The organism is Magnetospirillum sp. UT-4 (genome assembly GCF_902729435.1).
Lineage (GTDB): Bacteria > Pseudomonadota > Alphaproteobacteria > Rhodospirillales > Magnetospirillaceae > Magnetospirillum.
In genome coordinates this window covers 35,901-53,015 of record NZ_CACVCG010000013.1, presented here as the reverse complement: position 1 = coordinate 53,015, position 17,115 = coordinate 35,901, and the positions used below count along the sequence as shown (strand labels likewise).

Genomic DNA, 17,115 nt, shown 5'->3' with positions numbered 1-17,115 from the left:
CTTGGACTTTCAGTTCACCGCGTATGGAGTTTCTGGAGAAACAATCCCAGGCCCAGCAAGGCGAATAGCATATATCCGTTGTCGCGGCTGCCTGCCAAGTGTTCATGCCACATCAGTTCGATACGGTCGTGGTGGAAAAGGTCGGTCATTGCCTTGGAAAGGGTGATGTCGCGCCCGGCGGCGGCAAGCGGGCCGCGCAGCCAATGGGATGCCGGGGCGTTAAAGCCCTTCTTCCGGCCCGCCAGAACGTGCGGCGGCAGAAATGGCTTCTGAGCCTGACGCAGGATGTGTTTTCCCGTAAACCCGCGCAACTTCCACTCGGGAGGAAGCGACGCCGCGAACTCGACGACGCGATGATCCAGCAGCGGACTGCGGACCTCGAGGCTGTTGGCCATTGAGGCGCGGTCCACCTTGACCAGGATGTCGTCCACGAGCCAGGTGTTGATGTCGGCGAACAGGGCGCGATCCAGCGGATCGAGACCATGGGTGTCTTCCGCAGTGGGCAGTGCGGCGAGCACCGGATCGCAATCGGCGGGGGGGGCGCGCAGGAACATCCGGCGAGGGTCGAAGACGACGCGCCACAAGGCGTGGGCGCGTTCCGGCCGCTCCGGCAGCTGCGCGAGGAAGCGGCGCAACTTTTCATCCCAGCCAACCTTTTCCATTCGATGTGGCAGCAGGCCTCCAAAACCGGCAAGGGCTCGCCGTAACGGAACCGGAAACCGGGCAAGGGCGGCGTGCAGACGGCCCGCACGATAGGTGTCGTAGCCCGCGAAAAGCTCGTCGCCGCCGTCCCCGGACAAGGCGACGGTGACCGAGCGGCGGGCCGCACGCGACAACGCCCAGGTGGGCACGACGGAGGTGTCGGCCAGGGGCTCGCCGCAGCCTTCGAGGGCGGCGATGACGAGGTCGTCGAGGCGCTCCGGCTGCTCGATCTGCAGCGGGATGTCCAGAAAGCTCGCGCTCGCCCGCGCCTCCTGGGCCTCGGAAAAGCCGGGTTCAGGAAAGCCCATGCAGAAGGCCTGGTGGGCCTGCGCCCCCGCCACCCGTGCCGTTGCCGCCGCGACGACGGCCGAATCCATGCCGCCGCTGAGAAAGATCCCGACACCGACATCGGCGGTCAGCCGTATCCTGACCGCATCATCGATAAGGGCGTTGAGGGCCGCCTTGGCATCCTCGAAACCACCCCGGAACTTGTTGCGGAATGCATCCGCCAGATGCCAGTAACGCCTGGGCGTTCCGATGCCGTTGCGGGACACGACAAGGGTGTGTCCCGCCGCGAGCTTGCGGACCCCCTCCACCAGGGTGTCCTCGCCGACGGTGTAACCGAAGCAGAGGAACTGCATCAGGCCGGCCCCGGAGAGACCCGTCCGTACCCCAGGATGGGCAAGCAATGCAGGCAGTTCCGACGCGAACGCAAGCCCCCCTTCGGCAAGCGGCGCGTAGAAGAGCGGCTTCTTTCCAAGCCGGTCGCGGGCCAGTAACAGTTCGCCCCTGCCGGCATCCCACAGGGCGAACGCGAACATGCCGTTAAGGTGCGACACGCAGGCGGGGCCATGCTGCCGGTACGCCTCCAGGATCACCTCGGTGTCGCCCTCGGTGCGGAATCGGGCGCCCAGCGCCTCGAGGTCGCGGCGAAGGTCGCGGTAATTGTAGATCTCGCCGTTGAAGACGATGGCGCAACGACCATCCCGATGGAGCATGGGTTGATTGCTGGCCACCGAGGTGTCGATTACTGCCAGACGTCGATGGCCCAACGCCACCGGACCCAACCCCACCAGCCCTTCGGCGTCAGGACCCCGGTGGCCGAGCAGATCCATCATCGCCCGCACCGCGCCGGTGTCCGCCGAGCGGGACGGCCTGAACTCGCCGGCGATGCCGCACACGGCCGATCCCCCTATTTCTGACCAGCCGACACCAGGGGAAGGTGGGGCGTTGGCGGTGGCGGGATCACGCCCTGACGACCCAGGTGCTCGACGATCGCCCGAGCCATGGCTTTGGCGTAGATGTGGCCGCCCTTGGCACTGAGGTGCCCATCATGGGGGACGTTGTACCACGACGCGATTTCCTCGGGTCCGGCCTCCGGCATTGCCGCGCGCATCATCACGGCGTCAAACCGCGGATCGCGTTCCGCCAGCATGCGCGGAAGCACGTAGTCGATGCGCTCCGGGACCATGTCCCAATAAAGTGGCATGAGCACGGGAAGAACGTTGGGATGGGATTCGGCAATCCGATTCATCTCGGCTGCGACGTGCGCGACGATGGTTTGGCGTTCGCTCTCGTCCATTTTCGACTGGGTCGGGACGCGCCAATTGTACATGTGGTCGTCCCGCCCGAGCAACCGGTCGAGGGCAAGCGAGCGCATGCTCGACCAGACCCGGCCCTTCACCATGTCGTTTCCGACCAGGGCACGCATCTCGGCCCTCAGGACCGGATCGCGTATGACCTTTGCTGGTGCGAAGTACCAGTTGTAATGCCAGCAGGCGTCGCTGCTCAGGGAAATGGGCTCGGACAGGCAGCTGACATAGACACGAACGAGTTCCGTGCCGATGCGATAGGACACCAGGCCCGGGATAACCATGTCTCCGTTGGCGGTGGTGATGACGGTCTTGCGGGGCATGGTGCCCAGGGTGAAGTTCACCACCACAAGGTCCGGCTTGATCTCCGCCCCGTACCAGCCCAGCCCCTCGGCAAAATGGGGAAAGCCGGCGCCCGGGATGCCCAGGTTGTAGAGGCGGATTTTCCGCCGCCCCAGCGCCCCCTTGAGATCCTCGTCGGCATCCAGGAGCGTCTGAACCTCATCCACCCACTGATAGGGCATGGTGGTGGTGCCGGTCATGGAATCGCCCAAAACGACGATCCGGTATTCGTCCCCGGGGGATGACAGGTCGTAGGGAAGATCGGACAGGAAGCCGAGATTGTTGGTCCGCACCTTGACGTTCAGGCGAAGCGTGTCCTCGGCGTCATAGATGAAATTCTCCACTTCCAAGGACGGATTGAACGGACCCAGCGAGGGCCGGCTTGCCGCCCATTCGGCCGAGCGGCCCCAGAACGGCCCCAGCGATATCCGCACCGCGCCGTCGCCCGCCGGAACGGAATACAGCGGCTCGGTATAGGCGACCATCATGTTCGCCTGGGATCGGCCCGAATGATAGCGCGACAGATCGTAGCGGACATAAAGCTCGAAGCCGGCGAAGCCCGCCATGCAGGCAAGTGCCGTCACGATCAAGTAGGCTGCCAGATGGCCGCCCGAACCACGCTTCTTCATTGTGCTTCTCCTGAATTTCTGCCGGCGTGCTTTGCATCCCTACGGCGAAGGGACGCCTGCGGCCGGTTTACGGGCGACTGCCAGAATGGCGGAGGTCGATGCGCCAAGATTTCGACGAAGGATGTCGAACACCGTGAATCCCATCAACATCGGCAGGCCCGCACGCTCGAGAGGATCGAAGAGGCGCGATAGTGAACGCAACCCGAATCGGTACCTCAGAAGGTGGTGAAACGAGTACATCCAAAAGGAATGACCGGTCTGAAAGCTGGTCGCCACCGGCTCGAGGCCGCAGCGCCGCAGCAGGCGCTCCAGGGATCGGGAGTCGAACAGCGTCCAGTGGCGCGGGATATGATAACCCCCCCATAACCCCGTGGAGAACAGGCGAAAATCCAGCGAATCGGTGTTCGGCGTCTCGATCACCAGAACGCCGCCGGGAGAAAGCCAGCGCGAGATGGTGCGCAACGTCTCGAAGGGGTCGCTCACATGTTCGATGACGTGGAACATGGTTGCCAGGTCGATGGTGCCGTCGGCGATCTCGGTGCAATCCTCCACCCGCCGGTGGAAGGCCTGGAACCCCTCCTGCCGCAGGCGGGCCACCGGCTCTGCGGACAGCTCTAGCCCGACGATGCGCTGGCGGGGAACGCCGCGGTCCGCCATCAGCCGCAAATAGCGGCCGTCGCCGCACCCGATATCGAGATACGAACCGGGCGGGGCGTCCAGCGATGCGAATACGCCGCCAAATTTCCTGGCGTCCAGTATGGACTTGCCGAAACGCGCCACGGCGCTGATCCGCTTCTCGAAATCATAGGAATAATAGGTGGGGGGATAGATGGCGGACAGGCAGGCCGCTGCCGGCCGCGGGTCGAGCCACACGCACCCGCAGTCGCCGCAGCGGACGAAATGCCATTGGTTTGCGCAGGTCTGCAACTCGTAGTCCAGCCCGGTGGCGACGGGGTGCCGATTCGCTCCGGTGCAGACCGGACAGGTGGGTACGGCGAGTGTCGGAAGTTCGGGCAGCCCCGACGGGTAGGGTGTCATGTCGCCCACGACGAAGACGCCCGGCCGCTCCGGTCGAAGCGCCAGTATCGGGACAAGTAGCCCAGGTAAAGGCCCCGCCACTGCAGTTGCCCGCCATTGCCCGAAGCCCTCAGACGCCGGTCGGCCTCCGGCAAGGAGTAGTAGGGGATCGACGGCCACAGATGGTGTGCCGCATGGAAGTTCATGTTGTGGGGGGCGATCAGGGGACGTTCCCAGGCCGCGCTAGCATAAGTGATCAACCGCCCGGTGCGGTCGGCTGCGGTATCGTCATCCAGCATCGAGTGTTCGGCGAAGACCCGGATCACATCCACGGTATAGGCAATCCCGACCGGAACCAGCCAGAGGACCGGATATCCCCACCATCCGAACCAATGGGTGAGACCGGCCACCAGTGCCCCCTGCCAACCGGCCAGGATGACGAGGTCCCTGGGCCGGTAGCCCTCGCCACGGCGGCTTTCCGCGGACAGGCCGTCCCGATTTCGGAAGATGTTTCCGAATGATCGTCCGAGCACCGAAATCCCTGTCAGGTAAGCCAGGAAGGCGAAATTGGTGCGCTTGTTATCGTGGGTATACTTGTACCGGTCAGGATCCGTGACGGTGCTCGCCCGTTGGTGGTGGAGTATGTGATTGACCCGGTTCAGGCGGGTGACCGCCCCGACCGGCCCCAGGATGAACAGGTCGTTCCAAAGGTCGTTGAGCCGCTCGTCGTCGAAAAGGCGTCGGTGAAGGCCATCATGCCCGATGATGACCAGGGCGTAGTAACGGTTGCCGACCACGAGAGCGCAGGGCAGCAGGAGCCAGGGCTCTGGAACCCAGGCCGCCATCGCCCACGCGGCGACGATAAAGGCCCAGTCGAGCAACGTGTCGCGGACGGCGACCCGGGGGCGTAGGCGGGAAAGATCGCGCACCACCTCTGCCGACAGCCGCCGGCGGTGAATCCGGTATGCGTCGGAGACCATCACGCATCTCCCGTCGCTTCGCCCGCCGCGCGCCAGCGCGTCGGATCGAAGCGGGCGGGGGTGGTAGGCTCCGCCGCGCAGTACCGCGCCACCTGGGCGGTGAATTCGGGGTCCTCGGCGGCCAGGCAGGAAGGCCAATAGTCGCGGAACTGCGGTACCTCCATCGCCAGCTTGCGCACCGCTGCGACCGTGCTGTCGCGCAGATTGCCGAAGGCGACGGGGATGAATGGGCACGGCAGGACGTCACCGTAGGCCGATAGATAGAGTTTTTCCTTGATGGTGCCGCAGCCCACCTTGGACCAATTGTGATAGAGGTCCAGGCGGCAATGGGGGTGATTTCGCAGCAATGCGCGGACCTGCTCCTGATCGTCCGTGGTCAGCATCACCTCGGTGTTGGCCTTCCAATGCCCGATCGGAACGGCCAGGTTGAACTGGCACGTCACACCCAGTTCGGCGGTCAGGTCGAGCAGTCGTCTGAGGCCCTCGGAATGGAGATTCTGGTGGGAGACGCAAGCGGAAACCGAAACGATCAGCCCCTCGTCGCGAGCCGCCTGAAGGGCGGCGAGTGTCTTTTGGAACGATCCCGGGCTGCGTCGGAATGTGTCATGTTCCTCGGCCATGCCCGAATCCAGGCTTACACAAAAGATATCGACGCCGCTGCGGCGCAGCGAACGCAGGCGCCGTGGCGTCGCCGCCATGCCGTTCGACTGGATGCTGATGCAACTGGACGCAGGATCGAATGCCTGGATGATATCTTCAAGGTCCTTGCGCAGCAGCGGCTCGCCGCCGGTGAAATGAAACAGGACACACCCTTCCCGCCGGAGATCGGTGGCGATCCGCCGGTAGTCCTCGACGGCCAGCAGGGGTTTGTCCTCGGACCGCATGGGCAGCGCGGAACAATGGGTGCAGGAAAGGTTGCAGGCGTAATCGACGGCAATGTCGGAAAATCTCAGCCGGTGTTCCCGGAACGCCGTTGCCCGCAGGTAGCCTGCCATGGCGCGGGCAAGGAACCTCGGCTTTCTGGCGAATACCCGTGCCAGAAATAGACCGTTTCGGAAACTGTTCGCAATCCGCGTCGAAGGGGTCACGCCATGCACCACGCCACTGTCAGGCCGGCCATCCCCGCTGCTCCGGGGCATTCGGACAGGCTGGCCTTTTCTACCCCTTTCGCGGGCTTGAGTGCAATCCTCTCACCCGGGGCAGGCAGTCAACAGCGCCCGCCCCGCCTTCGCCCATTGCCCCCAACCCGCCTGCCGGCGTAATTTCGACGTGGCAGGCTGGACGCGGGTCAAGGCGGCGCCCCGGAATGGCGCTTGCCGATGGAGGGAACCATGGCACACGCCGATACCGGCCGGGCATCGGTCCCCACGGGGGCATCGACCTATTCCTCGGCGATCGCCACCGCTGACCGTTATACCCGATGGATCGTCGATGCGGTACGGCCGTACATCGGCCGGCGGATACTGGAAATCGGCGTCGGTCACGGAAGCTACCGCGCTGCGTTCGGGGATTGCCAGGCCTATGTGGGGATCGACATCGACGAGGCGGCGGTGGCCGAGGCCCAGCGCCGCTGTCCCGGCGGCGAGTATCTCGCCGGCGACATCACGTCGGCCGGACTGGCCGCCGTCCTCGGCGGCAGAGCGTTCGACACCGTGGTGTGCATCAACGTCCTTGAACATGTCCGGGACGATGCCGCCGCGATTGCCAACCTGCTGCAGCTCCTTGACCCGGGCGGCCACCTGATTCTCTTCGTGCCGGCTTTTCCCGGCCTGTACGGCAGCCTCGACCGGCTTGCCGGTCACATGCGCCGCTACCGTCTGGACGATCTGCGCCGTCTGGTGCCCGCAGGCGCCGGCGAGGTGGTCCGAAGCTGCTACTTCAATTCGATCGGCGGCGTCGGTTGGTGGGTTAACGGCCTGGTCGGTCACGCCAGTCTCAATGACCCGGCGGTCAACGGGCAGATCGCCGTGTTCGACCGATTTGTCGTGCCGATCTCCCGGCTCGTCGATCCCGTGACGCGCAGGTTCTTCGGCCAGTCGGCGATCTGCGTCGTCCGCCGGTGACCCGGCGGCCTGTCAGCGCCGTGTCGGAACGCCGCACGGATCGCCGGCAAGGCCTTGCAGTTCCGCCGTGATGACGCGCAAGTCCTCGCGCAGGGCGGCCTTGCGTTCCGGTGGCGCGGACCGAAGGCGCTCGGCCGCCCGGTGCACCATTTCCGCCACTCCCGGGGGGCGAATGCCGGCGAGCAGCGATTCGGCGCTGCCGTGGATTGCGGCCGCCAATGCGCCCAGGGATGCCGCCGCCATCAGCCCGACAATCGCCACTTTCGCCGCAAACAGGCCGAGCGCGCGTCCGACGCCCGTCCCTGCGGCGGCTTCCGCTTCCGGGCGCTTCCGAGCGCGGGCGGGTGCAGGCTTTGCCAAACCGGCCGCGTCGTATTCCCGGAACAGGGCCTCACGCTGCTCCTCGACCTTGCGAATGGCGCCCTCCCAGGTATCCGCCCGGGCGCACAAGAAGAGGTCGGGAATGTGCGCGACGACCTCGCCCCCATCTTTCCAGACCACGATCTTGAAGGCGTCCATGTGCATTCCCCCCGGTCATCGGGGCATCGATTCCCCGCGCGCATTTGCGGTGCGATCTTGGCCCTGCCGCTGGCCAAGGACAAGACGCAACACGCAACCGGCCGCCGCCCGCGGGCTTGACCCCCTCGGGGGGCACATGATACCAAGAGACCGCGCGGTTGGGTCGGGGGCTAGCCGCATTCCTTAGCATTTCTCAAGGTGTTGCAGTGCTCCACATCGTGGCCGTTCGCGCCTGGGGGCGCTTGTCGCCCCGCTCGGGGGGGCACCGTCTCATGCCATGGATTGAAGCGTGACGCTCGGCGCACTCGGACGGATCGTCGTTGTTTCCCTGCTGGGTCTGGTGCCGGCCATCATCGTGCTCGGGGCGCTGGAGATTGCCTTTCGCCAGCGCTTCGAGAGCGAGACCCTTTTCCAGGGGGCCATCCAGCATTTCTTCGTGCTCGACCCGATCACCTTGGTCGAGGTGCGCCCCAATCTCTCCCATGACCGGCCAATCATAGTGGGCGGGAAGCCGTTCCCCGTCACCACCAACGCTGACGGCCTGCGCGACCGTGCGGTCCGCGAGCGCAGGCCCGACGTCGTTCGCGTGCTTGCCATTGGAACGAGCTTCACCTTCGGCTGGGGCGTAGGGGACGATGAATCGTGGCCCGCTCAACTCGAACAGGTGCTCAGGGAACGAAAATCGCTGCCGTTCGAGGTGGAGGTGGTCAATGGCGGCGCCAACGGGCTGATCGATCCGTTCAAGCGCTACCTTTCCAGGCTGTCCAGGTATAACCCGGATATTGTTGTCATGGAGACCCGGGCCAACTTCCCTTCGCCCGCAATAGACCTCGACAAGGACAGGCTGGACACCTACCTGAACCCGGTCCGGGACTTTCCGGAGGGGTTGCCCTATTACATCGACGACAACGGCTACCTTCGTCGCCACATTTTCGATTCCCCGCTCCTGCGCCAATTGTCCCGTGCCAGCGCACTGTTTCGTCAGATTTCCGTGCGAGTCCTGCGTACCCACGAGAACCGGGCTCAGCGCGATCTCGCATCCGACCCCGAATGGCTAAGGTCGGTGAAGCTTTTCCATGACCAGCCGATCGAAGCGGTCAACCATATCCTTAACGTCGATCGCTTTCTTGCCCATGACGACGTAGCGTTTCTGGCACTGCTTTGGCGCGGCGTTCCGGAACGGTGGTGGCAGGACATCCCGGGGCCGACGCCGAACGCCAAGGCGGTCGCCAACCTGGCGGCGGCTTCGGTGCCCGCTTTGGACCTGCTTCCGGTCCTCGATCGGACAGTGATGCCGCAGGCCTTCATCGAGGACGGGCATTGGAGCGCGGCGGGAAACCGGCTGGTGGCCGAATCGGTCGCAACCCTCCTGGAGACGCACAAGGACCAAGTGCTGGCGCATCTGCGCCGCCGGGCCGAACGTGGCCTTGTCGAACTCGACCGCGAGCGCTTGGCCGCCGATTCGGCAAGGGACGTTTCCACCGGGGAGAACGGAGAACGCTGATGACTGGGACCGGCAACGGGGGCAAAAAGGACGGCTTCTTCCGGAGGTACAGGTTCGTACTGCTGCTTCCCGTCGTATTCGTCATCGTCGGCCTTTGCGCCTTGTATCTGTTCACCGACGCGGAATTCCTCTCGCCCTATGATTATGCATTTCATTGACATAGAGTCCCGCCGCGCCATTCTCGGGCCAAACGGACTGCCCGGGCCATTCGCACATGCTCTTTAATTCGGTCGAGTTCTTCGTATTCTTGGTTGTTGTGCTGGCTGGCCATCGGGTGATTGCCGGCCCCTGGCGCGGGTGGTGGCTGCTGGCGGCCAGCCTGCTCTTTTATGCGTACTGGAACGTCGCCTGCCTGCCGCTGCTGGCGGGAATGGTCGCCATCAGCCACTTCGGGGCCCTGGCCATGGCCCAACAAAGCGATGAACGGCGCCGGCGCCGGCTGCTGGTGGCGGTGATACTGGCCAATTTGGCGATCCTGGCCCTGTTCAAGTACGTGGATTTCGCCTTCGCGGTTCTGGCGGACGCGGTCGGGTGGGTGATGCCCGACTGGATTCGGCAGGCGCGCGCAGCCCTGATCGGCCAGTTCAGCCTTCCACTCGGCATATCGTTCTTCACTTTTCAGGTTATCGCTTACACGGTCGATGTCTATCGTCGGGAGTTTCCACCGCAGCACAGGCTGGACAAGACCCTGCTCTTCATCAGCTATTTCCCGCACCTTGTCGCCGGGCCGATCATGCGTGCCCGCGAATTGCTGCCCCAGCTGCCGGGCAGGGTGTGCCTCGACCGCCCGACCCTCGCCTCGGCGTTCTCGCTGATGACCCTGGGCCTATTCAAAAAAGTGGTGGTCGCCGATAGCCTGGCGACCCTGTCCGATCCCTATTTCGCCAACCCGACCGGAGTGCTGGCGGATGCGTGGGCCGCAACCATCGCCTTCTCGTTCCAGATATATGCCGATTTTTCCGGATATACAGATCTGGCGATGGGGATTTCCCTTCTGTTCGGCATCAAGCTGGTTCAGAATTTCGACCAGCCCTATCTGAAGACGAACATCACCGATTTCTGGCGGGCCTGGCACATGTCGCTGTCCAGGTGGTTCCGGGACTATTTCTACATCCCGCTCGGGGGGTCGCAGGAAGGCCGGTGGCGTTTCTATCTCAACCTCGTGCTCACCATGACGGTGGTCGGGTTGTGGCATGGGGCGAACTACACGTTCCTGGTCTGGGGAGCGTATCACGGCATGCTGCTGGTCGGGCACAAGGTCATCCGGGACCGTTCCTGGAGGCTTCCCCTGCCCGCTCCGGTGAAGGCGGTCACCGTCTTTATTCTGGTTGCCCTCGGGTGGGTATTCTTCCGATCGCCCGACATGGCTACGGCCACCCAAATTCTGGGACAGGCATGGTCGGGCGAGCGTGGCGCGGCGACCCTGGCGCTGGCCCCGCTCGTCATGGTCCCTCTGGTGATAGTTGCAGACTACCTTAGCCTTTCGGATAAGCTGCCCCGGCATTTTCAGCAGATCAGGAAATTCGTCCCGTTGGTCCTATTGGTGTTGATTTTCCTGCTTGGTTCTGGAAAATCGAACCAGTTCATTTATTTCGAGTTCTAGACATGCTCAGGATTCTCCGGGCGCTCGGTCTGTCCGTCCTCGTTCTTGCCGTATCACTTGCATCGCTCGAGATTCTCGTCCGGCTGCTCAACGCGTCCGGGACCAACTACGACATCGAGATGTGGCGTTACAGCGTCGAGCTTACCCGTCACGAGGCGGCCAACCCGGATGTCGGGGTCGAGCACCTTCCGGGGAAAAGCGCGGTACTGCAGAACACCGAGATCAAGATCAACGCGATGGGCTTTCGGGATCGAGACTACCCGGTGGCGACCAAGCCCGAGGGTGTCTACCGAATCCTAGTTCTCGGCAATTCGATAACGTTCGGATGGGGCGTGCCGGCAGCCGAGGTCTATACCGAGGTGGTCGAAGACACGTTGAATGCCGAGGGGCGACGGGTCGAGATAATCAATGCCGGGGTCGCGAACCACAACGTCAAGAGGCAGATCGCTCATTTCAAGGCCGTGGGCGCCAGCCTCGATCCGAACCTTGTCGTCCTGTCTCTCTTCGTGAACGGGCCGCAGCCTTCGGCGTCCGGTGGCAACAACCCGATCATGCGAAATTCGCAGCTGGCGGTGATGGCGTGGAGCAGGCTGAACTTCCTGTCGGCCAAGCTCGGTTTGCAGGACAGTTACAGGGTCCGCTACGAACGGCTGTTTGCGGATGAGTCCGAACCGTGGCGGCAGGCCCGGGACGAGGTGGCGTGGCTGGCGCGGGAATGCCGTGCCCGCGGCATCACCCTCGTCATCACCATGACGCCGGACCTTCATTACCTGAACGACTACCCATTCCAGGCGATTCACGACAAGGTCAGGGATCTTGCCGCCGAGGTCGGGGCCGGCTACCTGGATTTCCTCGACGGTCTGCGCGGCATCGATGCCCGCACGCTGTGGAACATGCCGGGTGATCCTCATCCCAACGCCAAGGGACACGCCATCATGGCGAACCAGCTGTTGTCCTATCTCGGCGCAAAGGTGCTGCCGCCGTGACCTGGGCGGCCCATGTGGGTGCCGTGTTGAATTGGGAAGGGTCTTTGCTATAGTAGGCCTCCCGCACGCAAGGACCGGCGTACCGTTCACATGACATCAATCACTAATATTGCCGTGTCCGATGTTCTGGACGGGGTCGGGAATTGGCGGTTGTGGGGCCGTATGGGCTGGGCCGAGGTCCGGCGGCGCTACCGCCGTACCTTGATCGGTCCCTTCTGGTCCTCGCTCAGCCTTGGCTTTTTCGTCGGGACCATGGGCTTCCTCTATGCCGCGCTGTGGAACCAGGCGCCGGAGAGCTATCTGCCGTTCCTGTGTTCGGGGATGATCAGCTGGGTCCTGGTCTCGGGTCTGGTGACCGAGGGCTGCAGCACCTTCATCACCAATTCCGGCCTGCTGACCCAGACCAGCTTCAATTTCTCCCTCCTCGCCTGCGCCCAGGTGTGGCGCAGCCTGATCACGTTCGCGCACAACCTGGCCATCTACGTCCTGATGGCGGCCGCCCTGTCTGTGCCGTTGCGCCCTGAGACCCTGCTGCTGCTGCCGGGCCTGGTCATCATCGCGGTGAACGGGGTCTGGGCCGCCGTGCTGTTCGGCATGATCTGCGCCCGTTACCGAGACGTCCAGCAGGTGGTAAGCAGCCTGTTGCAGGTGGCGATGTTCGTCACGCCGGTGTTCTGGGCTCCCGAACAGTTGGGCCACCGCGGGCAATACCTGTCCAATTTCAACGTCTTGTTCCACTTGGTGGACCTGATCCGCTCGCCGCTGCTCGGGCAGGCGCCGGCGCTGTTGTCCTATGCGGTGGGGGTGGTGATGGCGATCGTGGGCTCGGCATTCACGTTCTGGCTGTTCCGCAAGCTGCGGTGCCGCGTCGTCTACTGGCTTTAGGGTGGGCGGAATGGCGCATATCAGCCTTGAGGACGTTGCCCTCGATTTCCCCATCTACGGTTCGCAGCGCAGTTTCCGCCATGAGTTGGTGAAACGGGCGACCGGCGGGTTCATCCGGCGCTCGAAGGAAAGCGGCGGACATGTTGTGGTGCGGGCGCTCGATTCCATCAATCTCGAGATCGGCCACGGCGACCGGATTGGCCTGATCGGCCACAACGGTGCCGGCAAGACCACCTTGCTGAAGGTGCTGGCCCGCATCTACCACCCGACCGAGGGCAGCGCGGTCATCAACGGCCGCGTGTCCACCCTGTTCAATATCCTTCCCGGCCTCGACATGGACGACACTGGGTACGAAACCATCCGCACCTGTGGCATGTTCCTGGGCATGAGCTCGACCGAGATCGACCGCAAGACTCCGGAAATCGTCGCCTTCTCCGAGCTCGGGGACTTTCTCGGCCTGCCGGTCCGGACCTATTCGTCGGGCATGATGGTGCGTCTGGGTTTCGCCATCGCCACCAGCATCGACCCGGAGATCCTCATTCTCGACGAGGGGCTCGGGGCCGGCGACGCACGCTTCGCCGAGCGTGCCAAGCAACGTGTGGACGATCTGGTTGAGCGGACCAGCATCCTGATCCTCGCCTCGCATTCCGACGCGCTGATCCAGTCCATGTGCAACCGGGCGGCTCTGCTGCATGGCGGAAGGATCATCGCCCTGGGCGACGTCGATGAGGTCATCGAACGCTACCATCACCTCAATTCCGAAGCGGCTGCGGCGCAATGATCAAGCCGTTCTATTTCATGGCCATCTTCTGGGGCGCCGTCCACCGAGGCTATCTGCTGCGCTATCTGGTGGCGTCCATGCTGTCGCCGGGCAACCTGCCGGCGCTGGACCCGGCGCGGAAGAACAAATTCCTGCTGGCGACGACCGCGACGGATTGGGCCGACATTCAGGACGAGCCCCTGTTCCACCAGTTGCAGGCCCATTGCGAGGTGGTGTGGTTCGAGATCCCGATGCCGGGACCCGAGGACAGCAAGATGCGGATGCAGTCCCTCGGCCACCGCCTGGTGTCCGAGCGGTGCTTCGCCGATGGCGCGCTCGGGGTGTTCCTGACCCCCGACATCATCCTGTCGGACGGCTCGCTGGCCCGTATCGAGCACTATGCCCGCCAGGGCGTGAAGGTGTTGTTCAGCGTGGCGATCCGCTTTTCGCAGGACCCTATCGAACAGGAGTTGGTGTCCCGCGGCCGCATGCGCCCAGACCAGCCGATGGCGATCGGGGCCCGCGAACTCATGGAGATCGGCCTAGCCAATCTCCATTCCGAGACCAAGCGCTACGAATTCGGCAGCCCGGCCTTCGCCCACTCGCCGATTTCGGTGTTCTGGCGAGCTTCCGGCGGCATTGTCATCTACAGCTTCAGCTGGTGTCCGATCCTGGTGGATTACGGGGCGCTGCGGGAGCACGACACCTCCACCTTCGACGAATGGACGCTGGACGGCGACTACATCTACCGCAATTTTCCCGATGCCCGCGACGTCATGATCATCACCGACAGCGACGATGTGGGAATGATCAGCCTCACCCGCGAAGCCGACCTCACCTTCGACCTGCGCCCCGATCCCGACGTCAACTGGTGGCTCGGCGGATTGGTTCGGCGTGCGCGGCTGCATGCCCTGTGGGCCGGGCCGGTGATGGATCCGCTGAAGCGTGACCTGTTCCTGACACCGGTGGTTTTCCACCAGGGCGGCGTAACGCCGGAACTTGCACGGTGCGTCAAGGACAGCTCGGCCATCCTGCGCGGGGCCATCAACCGGGATGGCCACCTTCCCTTGCAGTTCGTCCGCTTCGTGTCCCGCACGGTGTGGCGGACCGCCATGCTGGCACGCCAGTTCCGCAGTCTCGTCCGCTGGCACATCCGCAACCGCCGTTTCGTCACCGCCCGTGTGCTGTGGCGCCTCAATCTGCGCGCCAGCAAGCCGCTCATCGAAGATCCCCAATGGAAAATCGTCAACGACTGAGCCGTGCCGTATTTCTCGACCGCGACGGCGTCCTCAACCGCTCCCTCGTCATCGACGGCAAGCCCTACGCGCCGCGCAGGATCGAGGACTTCCGCCTGTTCCCGGGGACGACGGCGGCGGTCGCCCGGTTGAAGGCGGCCGGCCTGGTGGTGATCGTGGTGACCAACCAGCCCGATATCGGCAACGGCCTCGTCGATGCCGCGACGGTTGCGGCCATGAACGCGCGTCTGCGCCAACGGGTGCCGGTCGATGACATCCTGGTCTGTCCCCACCGCCAGACGGACGGTTGTGACTGCCGCAAGCCGAAGCCCGGCATGCTGATCGAGGCCGCCGCCCGCCACCGCATCGATAGGTCGCGCAGCTTCCTTGTCGGCGACCGCGCCAGTGATATCGTTGCGGGGCAGGGGGCCGGATGCTATACGCTGTATGTCCGAAGGGGATACGCCGAGGCTTCGCCGCAGAGGCCCGATGCGTGCGTTCGCTCTCTCGGACAGGCCGTAAACGTAATTCTTGACCGCCTGGCGAAGGGCTCCTGACCGCTCATGTCCCCTCTCGATGCATTGAAGATCAAAATTTTCGCGGATGGCGCAAGCATCGACAGCATTCTGCAGCTTCGTGCCAATCCGCTGGTCAAAGGTTTCACCACCAACCCCACCCTGATGCGCAAGGCCGGCGTCACCGATTACGAGTCGTTCGGCCGCAGCCTGCTCGAGGCGGTGACCGATCGTCCGGTGTCGCTCGAGGTCTTCGCCGACGACCTGCCGACCATGGCGGGGCAGGCGCGGGCCATCGCCTCGTGGGGTGGAAACGTCAACGTCAAGATTCCGGTCACCAACACCAAGGGCGAGTTCACCGGGCCGATCCTGCGCGAACTTTCGTCCGCGGGCGTGGTGCTCAACGTCACCGCCATCACCACCGAAGCGCAGGTGGCCGCGGTGGCCGGCTGCCTGCACGCCGACACACCCGCGATCGTCTCGGTCTTCGCCGGGCGGATCGCCGATACCGGAATCGACCCGGTGCCGGTCATGGCGCGCTGCCGCGCCCTGCTGCAGGGGCGCCCGAAGGCCGAATTGCTGTGGGCCAGCCCGCGCGAAATCCTCAACATCTTTCAGGCCGACGCGGTGGGGTGCCACATCATCACGGTGACCGCGGACGTTCTGGCGAAGCTGGCGGTGGTGGGCAAGGATCTGGACGCCTTTTCGCTCGAGACGGTGCGCATGTTCTACGACGATGCCTGCGCCGCCGGCTACAGCATCCGCACCGGTGCGCCATGACTCGGCCGGTCGCAGTCGTCACCGGCGGGGCCGGCTTCATCGGGTCGCACATGGTGGACGTCCTGGTTGCCGACGGCTTCGCGGTCCGGGTCATCGACAGCCTGATCGGCGGGCGCGAGGCCAATATCGCCCACCATGCCGGCCAGGCCGACGTGGTGCTCGAGAAGGGTGACATTCGCGCTCTCGAGCCTGGAAGCAGCCTGTTCCGCGACGCGCGCTACGTCTTCCACTTCGCCGGCATCGGCGACATCGTGCCCTCCATCGAGCAACCGATCGAGTACATGGACGCCAATGTCCAGGGCACCGTGCGTGTGCTTGAATGCGCCCGTGCCGCCGGCGTCGAGAAGTTCGTCTATGCCGCCTCGTCCTCATGCTACGGGCTTGCCGACGTCCCGACGCGCGAGGATCACCCGATCCGTCCCCAGTACCCCTATGCCTTGTCCAAGTACCAGGCCGAGCAGGCGTGTTTCCACTGGCACCAGTGCTACGGCCTGCCGGTCAACGCGATTCGCATCTTCAACGCCTACGGCACCCGTTCCCGCACCTCCGGTGCCTACGGCGCGGTGTTCGGCGTGTTCCTGCGCCAGAAGCTGGCGGGAAAGCCGTTCACGGTGGTCGGCGACGGCAACCAGACCCGCGATTTCCTTTACGTCACCGACGTCGCGGAGGCGTTCTACGCCGCCGCCAGAACGCCCATGACCGGCCAGGTGTGGAACCTGGGGGCGGGAAAGCCGCAATCGGTCAATCGGTTGGTGGAACTGCTGGGCGGCGACAAGATTCACATTCCCAAGCGCCCGGGCGAGCCCGACTGCACCTGGGCGGACATTACCCGGATCACCACCGATCTGGGCTGGCACCCGAAGGTGTCCTTCGAGGAGGGGGTCCGCCTCATCCTCGACAACATCGAATACTGGCGCGAGGCGCCCCTGTGGGACCCCTCCTCCATCGCCAAGGCCACCGAGACGTGGTTCAAGTTTCTCGGCGACAAGTGACGGCGCGAGGC

At 64.3% G+C, this 17,115-nt stretch carries 17 protein-coding genes; 11 read left to right on the top strand and 6 right to left on the bottom strand.

Annotated elements, in window-relative coordinates:
• Positions 1 to 14 precede the first annotated feature (14 nt).
• Genes asnB through MTBUT4_RS00925 form a run of 5 tightly spaced genes read right to left on the bottom strand, consistent with a single transcriptional unit; the run spans position 15 to position 6,257 of the window.
• Positions 15 to 1,883 carry an asparagine synthase (glutamine-hydrolyzing) gene (gene asnB, locus MTBUT4_RS00945; protein WP_173977788.1) on the bottom strand — a complete coding sequence of 623 codons (1,869 nt, stop codon included), beginning with the start codon at positions 1,881 to 1,883 and terminating at the stop codon, positions 15 to 17.
• A gap of 11 nt (positions 1,884 to 1,894) precedes the next feature.
• Positions 1,895 to 3,265, bottom strand: coding sequence for an SGNH/GDSL hydrolase family protein (locus MTBUT4_RS00940; RefSeq protein WP_173977787.1), 1,371 nt, complete (start codon positions 3,263 to 3,265; stop codon positions 1,895 to 1,897).
• Positions 3,266 to 3,304: 39 nt separating this feature from the next.
• Entirely contained in the window at positions 3,305 to 4,303 is a 999-nt protein-coding gene (locus MTBUT4_RS00935; protein ID WP_173977786.1) for a class I SAM-dependent methyltransferase, read from the bottom strand.
• Entirely contained in the window at positions 4,300 to 5,262 is a 963-nt protein-coding gene (locus MTBUT4_RS00930) for a fatty acid desaturase (protein WP_173977785.1), read from the bottom strand. The genes MTBUT4_RS00935 and MTBUT4_RS00930 overlap by 4 nt, the downstream gene beginning before the upstream one ends.
• Positions 5,262 to 6,257, bottom strand: coding sequence for a radical SAM/SPASM domain-containing protein (locus MTBUT4_RS00925; protein ID WP_173977784.1), 996 nt, complete (start codon positions 6,255 to 6,257; stop codon positions 5,262 to 5,264). The genes MTBUT4_RS00930 and MTBUT4_RS00925 overlap by 1 nt, the downstream gene beginning before the upstream one ends.
• Positions 6,258 to 6,593: 336 nt before the next feature.
• Between MTBUT4_RS00925 and MTBUT4_RS00920 the strand changes: the two genes are divergently transcribed.
• Positions 6,594 to 7,325 carry a bifunctional 2-polyprenyl-6-hydroxyphenol methylase/3-demethylubiquinol 3-O-methyltransferase UbiG gene (locus tag MTBUT4_RS00920; RefSeq protein WP_173977783.1) on the top strand — a complete coding sequence of 244 codons (732 nt, stop codon included), beginning with the start codon at positions 6,594 to 6,596 and terminating at the stop codon, positions 7,323 to 7,325.
• A gap of 12 nt (positions 7,326 to 7,337) precedes the next feature.
• Here the strand turns inward: MTBUT4_RS00920 and MTBUT4_RS00915 are convergent, their stop codons facing one another.
• Entirely contained in the window at positions 7,338 to 7,844 is a 507-nt protein-coding gene (locus MTBUT4_RS00915; RefSeq protein ID WP_173977782.1) for a hypothetical protein, read from the bottom strand.
• A 289-nt stretch (positions 7,845 to 8,133) separates the two neighbouring features.
• On the opposite strand from MTBUT4_RS00915, the gene MTBUT4_RS00910 reads away from it, so the two are divergent.
• From MTBUT4_RS00910 to MTBUT4_RS00865, 10 genes are all read left to right on the top strand, one after another.
• Complete coding sequence (locus tag MTBUT4_RS00910; protein ID WP_173977781.1) at positions 8,134 to 9,348, top strand: hypothetical protein; 1,215 nt, start codon at positions 8,134 to 8,136, stop codon at positions 9,346 to 9,348.
• Entirely contained in the window at positions 9,348 to 9,506 is a 159-nt protein-coding gene (locus tag MTBUT4_RS00905; protein ID WP_173977780.1) for a hypothetical protein, read from the top strand. Before MTBUT4_RS00910 ends, MTBUT4_RS00905 begins: the two co-directional genes overlap by 1 nt.
• Before the next feature lie 56 nt (positions 9,507 to 9,562).
• Positions 9,563 to 10,951: an MBOAT family protein gene (locus MTBUT4_RS00900; protein WP_173977779.1), complete on the top strand. Its 1,389-nt coding sequence runs from the start codon at positions 9,563 to 9,565 to the stop codon at positions 10,949 to 10,951.
• Between the two features lie 2 nt (positions 10,952 to 10,953).
• Complete coding sequence (locus MTBUT4_RS00895) at positions 10,954 to 11,937, top strand: GDSL-type esterase/lipase family protein (protein ID WP_173977778.1); 984 nt, start codon at positions 10,954 to 10,956, stop codon at positions 11,935 to 11,937.
• A 114-nt stretch (positions 11,938 to 12,051) separates the two neighbouring features.
• Positions 12,052 to 12,822, top strand: a complete 771-nt coding sequence (locus tag MTBUT4_RS00890) for an ABC transporter permease (RefSeq protein ID WP_173977777.1) — start codon at positions 12,052 to 12,054, stop codon at positions 12,820 to 12,822.
• A 10-nt stretch (positions 12,823 to 12,832) separates the two neighbouring features.
• Entirely contained in the window at positions 12,833 to 13,603 is a 771-nt protein-coding gene (locus MTBUT4_RS00885; RefSeq protein ID WP_173977776.1) for an ABC transporter ATP-binding protein, read from the top strand.
• On the top strand, positions 13,600 to 14,838 hold the full coding sequence (locus tag MTBUT4_RS00880; RefSeq protein WP_173977775.1) for a hypothetical protein: 1,239 nt from the start codon (positions 13,600 to 13,602) through the stop codon (positions 14,836 to 14,838). The genes MTBUT4_RS00885 and MTBUT4_RS00880 overlap by 4 nt, the downstream gene beginning before the upstream one ends.
• Positions 14,817 to 15,374 (top strand): HAD-IIIA family hydrolase, encoded by a 558-nt coding sequence (locus MTBUT4_RS00875; RefSeq protein WP_173977774.1) that lies wholly within the window; start codon positions 14,817 to 14,819, stop codon positions 15,372 to 15,374. Before MTBUT4_RS00880 ends, MTBUT4_RS00875 begins: the two co-directional genes overlap by 22 nt.
• Before the next feature lie 24 nt (positions 15,375 to 15,398).
• Positions 15,399 to 16,112 carry a transaldolase gene (locus MTBUT4_RS00870; RefSeq protein ID WP_217424085.1) on the top strand — a complete coding sequence of 238 codons (714 nt, stop codon included), beginning with the start codon at positions 15,399 to 15,401 and terminating at the stop codon, positions 16,110 to 16,112.
• Complete coding sequence (locus MTBUT4_RS00865; protein WP_173977772.1) at positions 16,109 to 17,104, top strand: NAD-dependent epimerase/dehydratase family protein; 996 nt, start codon at positions 16,109 to 16,111, stop codon at positions 17,102 to 17,104. The genes MTBUT4_RS00870 and MTBUT4_RS00865 overlap by 4 nt, the downstream gene beginning before the upstream one ends.
• The last annotated feature ends 11 nt before the right edge of the window (positions 17,105 to 17,115 follow it).

What these genes read in the sequence shown, in the direction of transcription:
- MTBUT4_RS00940 (WP_173977787.1), bottom strand. Translation starts at nt 3,265, where the DNA reads ATGAAGAAGCGTGGTTCGGGCGGCCATCTGGCAGCCTACTTGATCGTG.
- MTBUT4_RS00935 (WP_173977786.1), bottom strand. Translation starts at nt 4,303, where the DNA reads ATGACACCCTACCCGTCGGGGCTGCCCGAACTTCCGACACTCGCCGTA.
- MTBUT4_RS00930 (WP_173977785.1), bottom strand. Translation starts at nt 5,262, where the DNA reads ATGGTCTCCGACGCATACCGGATTCACCGCCGGCGGCTGTCGGCAGAG.
- MTBUT4_RS00925 (WP_173977784.1), bottom strand. Translation starts at nt 6,257, where the DNA reads ATGGCAGGCTACCTGCGGGCAACGGCGTTCCGGGAACACCGGCTGAGA.
- MTBUT4_RS00920 (WP_173977783.1), top strand. Translation starts at nt 6,594, where the DNA reads ATGGCACACGCCGATACCGGCCGGGCATCGGTCCCCACGGGGGCATCG.
- MTBUT4_RS00915 (WP_173977782.1), bottom strand. Translation starts at nt 7,844, where the DNA reads ATGGACGCCTTCAAGATCGTGGTCTGGAAAGATGGGGGCGAGGTCGTC.
- MTBUT4_RS00905 (WP_173977780.1), top strand. Translation starts at nt 9,348, where the DNA reads ATGACTGGGACCGGCAACGGGGGCAAAAAGGACGGCTTCTTCCGGAGG.
- MTBUT4_RS00900 (WP_173977779.1), top strand. Translation starts at nt 9,563, where the DNA reads ATGCTCTTTAATTCGGTCGAGTTCTTCGTATTCTTGGTTGTTGTGCTG.
- MTBUT4_RS00895 (WP_173977778.1), top strand. Translation starts at nt 10,954, where the DNA reads ATGCTCAGGATTCTCCGGGCGCTCGGTCTGTCCGTCCTCGTTCTTGCC.
- MTBUT4_RS00885 (WP_173977776.1), top strand. Translation starts at nt 12,833, where the DNA reads ATGGCGCATATCAGCCTTGAGGACGTTGCCCTCGATTTCCCCATCTAC.
- MTBUT4_RS00880 (WP_173977775.1), top strand. Translation starts at nt 13,600, where the DNA reads ATGATCAAGCCGTTCTATTTCATGGCCATCTTCTGGGGCGCCGTCCAC.
- MTBUT4_RS00875 (WP_173977774.1), top strand. Translation starts at nt 14,817, where the DNA reads ATGGAAAATCGTCAACGACTGAGCCGTGCCGTATTTCTCGACCGCGAC.
- MTBUT4_RS00865 (WP_173977772.1), top strand. Translation starts at nt 16,109, where the DNA reads ATGACTCGGCCGGTCGCAGTCGTCACCGGCGGGGCCGGCTTCATCGGG.